At 74.0% G+C, this 8,294-nt stretch carries 8 protein-coding genes; 2 read left to right on the forward strand and 6 right to left on the reverse strand.

Translation table 11 applies throughout. The features are described from left to right. Positions 1-53: 53 nt before the first annotated feature. Complete coding sequence (locus ACFE60_RS06885) at positions 54-254, forward strand: hypothetical protein (protein ID WP_375388109.1); 201 nt, start codon at positions 54-56, stop codon at positions 252-254. A 135-nt stretch (positions 255-389) separates the two neighbouring features. On the opposite strand, the gene ACFE60_RS06890 is transcribed toward ACFE60_RS06885, so the two are convergent. The 5 genes from ACFE60_RS06890 to ACFE60_RS06910 are packed head-to-tail and all read right to left on the reverse strand — an operon-like array spanning position 390 to position 6,877. Further along, complete coding sequence (locus ACFE60_RS06890) at positions 390-2,507, reverse strand: S9 family peptidase (protein WP_375388110.1); 2,118 nt, start codon at positions 2,505-2,507, stop codon at positions 390-392. Next, a complete protein-coding gene (locus ACFE60_RS06895; protein ID WP_375388111.1) occupies positions 2,504-3,841 on the reverse strand; it encodes an aminoglycoside phosphotransferase in 1,338 nt (445 codons plus the stop codon). Before ACFE60_RS06895 ends, ACFE60_RS06890 begins: the two co-directional genes overlap by 4 nt. Positions 3,842-3,877: 36 nt before the next feature. Then, positions 3,878-4,315: a hypothetical protein gene (locus ACFE60_RS06900; protein WP_375388112.1), complete on the reverse strand. Its 438-nt coding sequence runs from the start codon at positions 4,313-4,315 to the stop codon at positions 3,878-3,880. Then, positions 4,312-4,437 (reverse strand): hypothetical protein, encoded by a 126-nt coding sequence (locus ACFE60_RS06905; protein WP_375388113.1) that lies wholly within the window; start codon positions 4,435-4,437, stop codon positions 4,312-4,314. The genes ACFE60_RS06900 and ACFE60_RS06905 overlap by 4 nt, the downstream gene beginning before the upstream one ends. Before the next feature lie 40 nt (positions 4,438-4,477). Further along, positions 4,478-6,877 (reverse strand): ATP-dependent DNA ligase, encoded by a 2,400-nt coding sequence (locus ACFE60_RS06910; RefSeq protein ID WP_375388114.1) that lies wholly within the window; start codon positions 6,875-6,877, stop codon positions 4,478-4,480. A gap of 124 nt (positions 6,878-7,001) precedes the next feature. Here ACFE60_RS06910 and ACFE60_RS06915 point away from each other — a divergent pair, with 124 nt between their 5' ends. Continuing rightward, the gene (locus ACFE60_RS06915) at positions 7,002-7,829 is read left to right on the forward strand and encodes a Ku protein (RefSeq protein WP_375388115.1); all 828 of its coding nucleotides are present in this window, start codon (positions 7,002-7,004) and stop codon (positions 7,827-7,829) included. A gap of 8 nt (positions 7,830-7,837) precedes the next feature. Here ACFE60_RS06915 and ACFE60_RS06920 read toward each other — a convergent pair. After that, positions 7,838-8,294: DUF6328 family protein (locus ACFE60_RS06920; protein WP_375388116.1), on the reverse strand; the 457-nt coding region annotated here is incomplete at its 5' end.

The raw sequence follows: 8,294 nt of genomic DNA on the forward strand, positions 1-8,294 counted from the left end.
CTGGTGGTCAGGGTCTCCGCGATCTAGCGTCGTGCAGGAGGCCGGGAGGCAGCATGCGGGAGCAGGGCACGGTGCTGGACGCGATCGGTCGGGCGAAGCACACGCTCGCGGAGGCGCGGGACGGGATCGCGGCCGAGGTGACGGTGCACGGCGAGTGCCCGATCGCCGAATGCCGCGCGATGAACATCGTCACCGTCGCCGCGGACACCCCGGTGATCGCCTGCGCGGAGTGCGGCGCCGTCTTCGACGTCTGATCCCGTCTCGGGATCCCGCGGCTGCCGTCGCGCGGTAGGCGTGACCATCGCGCAGTAGGTCCACCTACCGCGCGAGGGTCGGGGTACCGCGCGACGCAGCCCTGAGCTTGGAGGCCGGTCGCATCGGTCGGCCGATCAGCGGGCGAGGCCCAGCACGTCGAGGATCCACGCCAGCTCGAACGCGCGCTCCTTCCACGCGGCGTAGCGCCCGGAGACGCCGCCGTGCCCGGCGCTCATCTCGGTCTTCAGCAGCACGTCCGCGCCGACCTCCCGGAGGCGGGCCACCCACTTCGCGGGCTCCACGTAGAGCACGCGGGTGTCGTTCAGCGAGGTCGTCGCCAGGATCCGCGGGTACGGGTGGTCGCCGACGTTCTCGACCGGCGAGTACCCCTTCATGTAGGCGTACACGTCGGGGTCGTGCAGGGGGTCGCCCCACTCGTCCCACTCGATGACGGTCAGCGGCAGCGACGGGTCGAGGATCGAGGTGAGCGGGTCCACGAACGGCACGCCCGCGTGGATCCCCGCGAACAGCTCCGGCGCGAGGTTCGCCACCGCGCCCATCAGCAGGCCGCCGGCGCTCGCCCCCTCCGCGACGAGGCGGGACGGCTCCGTCCAGCCCTGCTCGACCAGGTGCCGCGCGCTCGAGACGAAGTCGGTGAACGTGTTCCGCTTCGTCAGCGTCTTGCCCTGCTCGTACCAGTGGCGGCCCATCTCGCCGCCGCCGCGCACGTGGGCGATCGCGAACAGCACGCCGCGGTCGAGCAGGGAGAGCCGCGCGATCGAGAACGACGGGTCGATGCTCGCCTCGTACGAGCCGTAGCCGTACAGCAGCATCGGCGCTGCGAGCCGCGGGCCGTCGAGCAGGTCCGCGCGGCCGACGATGGAGATCGGCACCAGCGCGCCGTCCTCCGCCTCCGCCCACTCCCGCCGCTCGCGGTAGGCGGAGGCGTCGTAGTCGCCGAGCACGGGCTGCTGCTTCAGCAGGCGCCGCTCGCCGGTCACGCCCCCCTCGGCAGGCACAGTGAGGTCGTAGACCGTGGAGGGGGTCACCATCGAGCCGTAGCCGAACCGCAGCGTCGGCTGCGTCCACTCCGGGTTCGAGCCGATACCCGCAGTGAAGAGCGGCTCGTCGAACCGGATCTCCTCGATGCCAGAGGGCTGCAGCAGCCCGATGCGGGCCAGGCCGCCCTCGCGGTAGGAGACCGCGACGAAGCGCTCGAAGGCGTCGACGTCCTCGAGCCGCACGCCGGAGGTGCCGGGCAGCAGCACGTCCCGCCCGCCCTCGGGATCGGCGGGGTCGACGGCGACGAGCTCGAAGTCCTCGGCGCCGTCGTTGTGCAGGACCAGCAGCCGGTCGCGGCCGTCCAGCACCGCGTGCTCGACGGAGTACTCGACCCCCTCCCGGCGGGGCCAGACGACCCGGAAGCCGTCCTCGGGGTGCTGCGTGTCGAGCAGCCGCGACTCGCTGGTCACCTTCGAGCCGACCCCGATCTCGAGGTAGCGGCGGCTGCGCGTCATGCCCACGCCCACCCAGAAGCGCTCGTCCGGCTCCGAGAAGACGACCTCGTCGTCCCCGCCGGCGCCGAGCACGTGCCGCCACACGGTGTCGGGCCGCCAGGCCTCGTCGCAGGTCGTGTAGTAGATCGCGGTGCCGGCCGCGTCGAACAGCGCGCCGGGCATGGTGCCCTCGATCGTGTCGGGCAGCGCCTCGCCGGTCGCGATGTCCCGCACGTGCAGCACGTACCGCTCGTCGCCGACGGTGTCGACGGCCCACAGCAGCAGGCGCCCGTCGGGGGTGACGTCGAAGCTGCCGAGCGAGTAGAACTCGTGCCCGGCCGCCTCCGCGTCGTCGTCCAGCAGCACCTGCTCGCCCGGGACGACGCCGTCGAGCCTCGGCGGCGTCCAGTCGTCCGGACCGGCGATCGGGGCGCGGCAGTGGCGGGCGTACTGCTTGCCCTCCTCCGAGCGGCTGTAGTACCACCAGTCGCCCTCGCGCGACGGCACGGAGAGGTCGGTCTCCTTCGTGCGCGCCTTGATCTCGCCGTAGATCGCCGCCCGCAGCGGCTCCAGGTGCGCGAGCCGCGCATCGGTGTGGGTGTTCTCCGCCTCGAGATGCGCGACGACCGCGGCGTCCTCGCGGTCGCGCAGCCACTCGTAGGCGTCGTCGACGACGTCGCCGTGGTGCGAGCGCTGCTGCGGGCGCCGCTCCGCGACGGGTGCCGCGGTCGTCCCGGGAACGGTCTCTGCGGTCATGCGGTCGCCTCCAGCAGCCGGTGGACGGCGCGCTCCGGGATCGGCAGCCAGGCCGGCCGGTTGCGCACCTCGTAGACGCACTCGTACAGCGCCTTGTCCAGCTCCAGCGCGCGGAGGAGGGCGGCGTGCGGTGCGAGGGAGGCGCCGACCTCGGCCTCGTAGCCCTCGAGGAAGGCCGCGCGGGCGGTACCCGCCCACCCCCGCGCGGCCGCGGCGTCGCCGCCCTCGTGCGCGATCGTGCCGGCGACGTAGTCGAAGGAGCGCAGCATCCCCGCGACGTCGCGCAGCGCCAGGTCGGGCTCGCTGCGCTCGGCCATCGGCCGCAGCGGCTCGCCCTCGAAGTCGAGCAGCACCCAGCCGCGGTCCGGCACCAGCAGCACCTGGCCCAGGTGGTAGTCGCCGTGCACCCGCTGCAGCAGCGGCCAGCCGCCGGCGGTGCCCGCCGAGATGGCGGCCGTGATCGCGGCCCCCGCGGCCGACAGCGTCGGCACGAGAGCGACGGCCTGCGCCGCGCGGGACCGCATGCCGGCGAGGGCCGCCTCCCGTGCCGTCTCGTCGGCCTGCGCGGTCGGCAGCGCTGCCGCCAGCACCCGGTGCACCTCCGCGGTCGCGGCGCCGAGCGCGCTCGCCCGCTCGGTGAAGTCCTCGCCGGCCCTGGCCGCGTCGAGCGCGACGCGCCACGCGTCGCGGGTGCCGGGCAGGAACTCCTGGACCACCGCCAGGTGCCCACGGGCGACGCCGCCCGCGACGCGGTCGTCCGGCCAGGTGCCGACCAGCGCGGCGTAGGTGGCGGGCACCCGCGTGGAGCCGGCGGCGGAGATCGCGGACTGCAGCACGACGTCGGGGTTCTCGCCGTCGTGCAGCGCGCGGAACACCTTGACCATCAGGCCGGCCGACCCGCCGTCCGCGGTCTCGGCCTCGACGATGATCGAGGTGTTCGACTGCTCGCCGGACAGCACGGTCGCCGTCCGCACCCGCGGGGCGGGGCCGGCCCAGCCGATCCGGACGCCGTCGGCCGTGGTGCCGTCGCCCCGGGCCTCGGCGCCGTCGAGCATCAGGCGCAGCAGCGCGGTGACGAAGGCCGGGTCGTGGGGGCCGTCCGCGAGCGTCGTGCCCGGGATCGCCCTGCCGGGCCCGTCGACGACCGGCACCTGGTAGACCGCCTCCGCGTCGGGGGAGGCGTCGCGCAGCAGCAGGGCGCGCGCGCCGCCGTCGGCGGACAGGGGCAGGGACGCGATCACGGTCAGGGCGTCGCCCCGCAGGCCGGAGAACCAGCGCTGGGCGGCGACCCAGGTCGCGAGCGGCCCGTCGGGCAGGACGGGGGCATCGGCCATGCGAGCGAACCTACCGAGCGCGCGCCGTGCGTCCGCTCAATCGACGGTGGAGGCGGGCTTCGCGGCAGCCGGGTCCGGGGTGGGTTCCTCGTCGTCGTCCGGCTGGTCCTCGAGCGAGGCGTCGCGGGCCTCCGCGGCCTGGCGCAGCGCGCGCTCGATGCCCTCGGAGGAGCGCTCCCGCCAGTCCCCGGCGGTGTCGACCGCGCGGGCGCGGACCTCCTCCGCCGTGGTCGTCCAGCGGTCCCTGACCTCCAGCGCGGTCTCCGTCCACTGGTCCCGCAGGTCCTGCGCGGTCTCGATCCCGCGCTCGCGGAGGTGGGCTGCGGACGCCGCGGAGCGGTCGCGCAGCAGCCGGGCGGAGTCCGCCGCGCGACGCCGGTTCTCGTCGCCGAGCGACGCCATCACGCCGGCGAACACGGCGCCGGCGACCATCACGCCGAGCGACAGCGACCAGCCGAGCACCCGGCCCCTCACGACTCGTCCCCGTCCGGCTCGGTCTCGGGTGCCGGGCGCAGGTCGGCGTCGGCCGGCACCGTGAAGTCGTGCTCCACCTCGTCCTCGGACGGCGTGCCGTCCGCCGCGTCCCGCCGTGTCATGGCTCCACGGTACCCGCCGGTCCGGGGCGCGGGACCGGGATCACGGCTCGCGGACGACCTCCTCCGGCCGCTTGTCCGGGCGCCAGCCGCGCCAGCTGGCCTGCCGCAGCCTGCCGTCGTCCGTCCACTCGGCGAACCGCACCTCGCCGACCAGCGACGGCGTCACCCAGTGCGCGTCGCTCGCGTCGGCGCGCGGCACGTCGCCGAAGGGGCTCGTCTTCCGGTCGTGCGGCTCGAGGCGCGCCAGGATCGCGTCGAGGTCGGCGTCGCTGAAGCCGGTGCCGACCCTCCCGACGTAGTGCAGCGTCCCGCCGTCGTGCACGCCGAGCAGCAGGCTGCCGATGCCGCCCTCGCGGCGGCCGGTGCCCGGCCGCCAGCCGCCCACGACGACCTCCTGCGCCCGCTCGTGCTTCCGCTTCACCCAGTCCTTCGACCGGGCGCCGGGCCGGTAGGCCGCGTCGGCCCGCTTGACGACGACGCCCTCGAGCCCGAGCCGGCGGCTGGTGGTCATCGAGTCGTCGACCGCCTGCTGCAGGTCGTCGCCGCTCGCGACCGCCACGGCCGGCGGCACGTCGATCGGCCCGCCGCCGTCGACGAGGCGCTCGAGCAGCTCCCGCCGGTCCCGGTAGGAGGCGCGGAGGGTCGCCCTCCCGTCGACCTCGAGCACGTCGAACAGCAGCAGGCGCACGGCCTGCTGCCGCATCGCGGGCTCGACGTCCTGCTTCCTGGTCAGCCCCGAGCGCTGCTGCAGCCGGGAGAACGACGGACGGCCCTTCCCGTCGAGCGCGACGATCTCGCCGTCGAGCACGGCCTCGTCGGCGTGCACCTGCCCGGCGAGCAGCTGCAGCTCGGGGTAGGTCGGCGTGAGGTCGAGGTCGTTGCGGCTCGTCAGCGTCACCCGGCCGTCCGCGACCCGCGCGACGCAGCGGTAGCCGTCCCACTTCATCTCGATCGACCACGCCTCGTCCGCGTCGAGCACGCCGCCCGAGGTCGCGAGCATCGGCTTCGGCGTGCCGCCGTCGGCGGTCGCGGCGGGCGGCGCCTCCGCCTCGGGCTGCATCCGGTGGATCAGCCAGTGCTCGCCCTGGCTGCCCTTCGGCTTCTCCCGTTCGGTGCGGATCAGGGCCAGCCTCACGGGGACGCCTCCCAGGCCGCCGTCCTTCCGGCCGGTGAGCGTGACGATGACCTCGTCGTCGCGGAACTTCTCCGTCGCGTAGGTGCCGCTGTCCCACTGCTCGACGTGGCCGCCGCCGTACTCACCCTTCGGGATGTCGCCGGTGAACGCGGCGTACTCGAGCGGGTGGTCCTCGGTGTGCACGGCGAGGTGGTTGTCCTTCCCCGTCGCGGGGACCCCCTTCGGCAGCGCCCAGGACACCAGCACGCCGCCGCGCTCGAGTCGGAAGTCCCAGTGCAGGCGGCTCGCGTGGTGCTCCTGGATCACGAACGTGTCGTCAGCACCCGTCGCGGGAGCGGCCGCCGGCACCGGCTCCGGGGTGCGGCCGGCGTCGCGCATCGACCGGTAGCGGGTGAGCGCGTCGTGCCTGGTCCCGGCCGGCGCGAGGTCCGCGAGCAGATCGCCGTCGGCCCGCAGCCGGGCGACGACCTCGTCGGGCGTCAGCTGCCGCAGGCCCGGGTCGTCGAGCTCCTCCCATGTGCGCGGCGCGCTCGCGCGCACGTGCAGCGTGCCGCGCAGGGAGTAGGGCACGAGCGTCGTCTTCGCGGCGCGGTTCTGGCTCCAGTCGACGAGCACCTTGCCGCGCCGCAGCTCCTTCCTCATGTCGCTGACGACCAGGTCGGGGTGGTCGGCCTCGAGCGACCTGGCGAGCTCGTGCGCGACCTCCGTGACCTGGTCGGAGGTCCAGCGCCCGGCGAGGTGGGCGAACAGGTGGATGCCCTTCGAGCCGCTGGTGACGGGGAGCAGCCGCAGGTCCATGCCCTCGAGCACGGGACGGAGGAGGCGGGCGACCTCCGCGCACTCCGGCAGCCCGACGCCGTCGCCGGGGTCGAGGTCGAGCACGAGGCGATCGGGCCGTCCGGCGCCGCCGTCGGCCGTGAACCGCCACTGCGGCACGTGCAGCTCGAGCGTCGCCTGCTGCGCCAGCCAGGTGAGCGTGGCCAGGTCGTCGACCACGGGGTACGTCGTGGTGCCGGAGCGGTGCTCGATGCTGCCGCGGCGCACCCAGTCGGGCGCGTGCGACTCGAGGTTCTTCACGAAGAAGGTCTGGCCCGGCTGGTCGGTCGTGCCGACGCCGTCCGGCCAGCGCTTCCGCGTCGCGGGCCGGCCGGCGGCGAGCGGCACGAGGGCGGAGGCGACGGCCGCGAAGTAGGCGAGCACGTCGCCCTTCGTGAACCCGTCGGCCGGGTACAGCACCTTGTCGAGGTTCGAGACGGTGATCCGGCGCCCGTCCACCTCCACGGGCTGCCTCGCTCCGCCGACCATGGGCTCAGCGTGGCCTGGAAGCCTGCTGAACCGCTGAGCCGTGGTCAGGGGACTGGCCCGGATCCCGGCACGCGGGTCATACTCGGGTGTTCATCAGGAGATCGACGATCGGCGAGGGCGGGTCATGCGCAGCATCTGGCGGGGTGCCATCACGTTCGGCCTGGTCAACGTGCCGGTCAAGCTGTACTCGGCGACCGAGGACCACGACCTGCCGATGCACCAGGTGCACAACGCCGACGGCGGGCGCATCCGGTACCAGCGGCGCTGCGAGATCTGCGGCCGGGTCGTCGAGTTCCAGGACATCGACAAGGCCTACGACGCCGGCGACCAGACCGTCGTGCTGACCGCCGCGGACCTGAAGGCGCTGCCGAGCGAGCGGAGCCGCGAGATCGACGTGGTCGAGTTCGTGCCCGCCGACCAGATCGACGCGATCCGCCTCGACCGCAGCTACTACCTCGAGCCGGACTCGAAGAGCCCGCGCTCGTACGTGCTGATGCGCAAGGTGCTCGAGGACACCGAGCGCGTCGCGATCGTGCAGTACACGCTGCGGCAGAAGACGCGCCTCGGGGTGCTGCGGGTGCACGGGAAGGTCCTGCTGCTGCAGTCCCTGCTCTGGGACGACGAGGTGCGGGAGGCGTCCTTCCCGTCGCTCGATGCCGACGTGCGAATCCAGAAGCGCGAGATCGACATGGCCACCAGCCTCGTGAAGAGCTTCGAGAGCGACTTCCAGCCCGCCGACTACACCGACGAGTACCAGGTGCAGCTGAAGCAGCTGGTCGACGCCAAGCTCGAGCAGGGCGAGTCGCTCGATACGGCGGCGACCTTCGGCGAGACCGGCGACGACGAGGGCGACGGCGAGGTGATCGACCTCATGGAGGCGCTGAAGCGCAGCGTCGAGGCGAACCGGGCGAAGGCGAAGCCGGCCGAGAAGACCGGCCGCAAGCGCGCGTAGGCCGCCGCTCAGGTGCTGGGGCCGTGCGGGGCCTCCGCGCCCCGCTGCAGCCGGCGGGGCAGCGCCAGCCAGAGCACCAGGATCACGACCGCGCCGACCGTCGCGGCCGCGATCGCGCCCGCGGGCCCGACGGCGACGCTGAACACGAGGGCCACGACCCCGACGATGGCGAGCCCCGTGGACACCAGCCCGATCCGCAGCATGCGGTCGCCCCACTCGACCAGCTCGGCCATCGACCGGCGCCGGAACAGCGCCCGGTGCAGCGAGACCGGCATCAGGGCGACGACCGTCGAGGCGACCGCCAGCGACACGACGACGAGGTAGAGCACGACCTGCCAGTCCGCGAGGTCGCGGAACGACGACTGGAACACGACGGTCAGCAGGAAGCCCGTCAGCAGCTGGGTGCCGGTCTGCAGCACCCGCAGCTCCTGCAGCAGCTGGTTCCAGTTGCGGTCGAGCCGCTCC

Origin of the sequence: uncultured Amnibacterium sp., from assembly GCF_964245895.1 — a bacterium.
In the GTDB taxonomy this organism is placed as follows: Bacteria; Actinomycetota; Actinomycetes; order Actinomycetales; family Microbacteriaceae; genus Amnibacterium.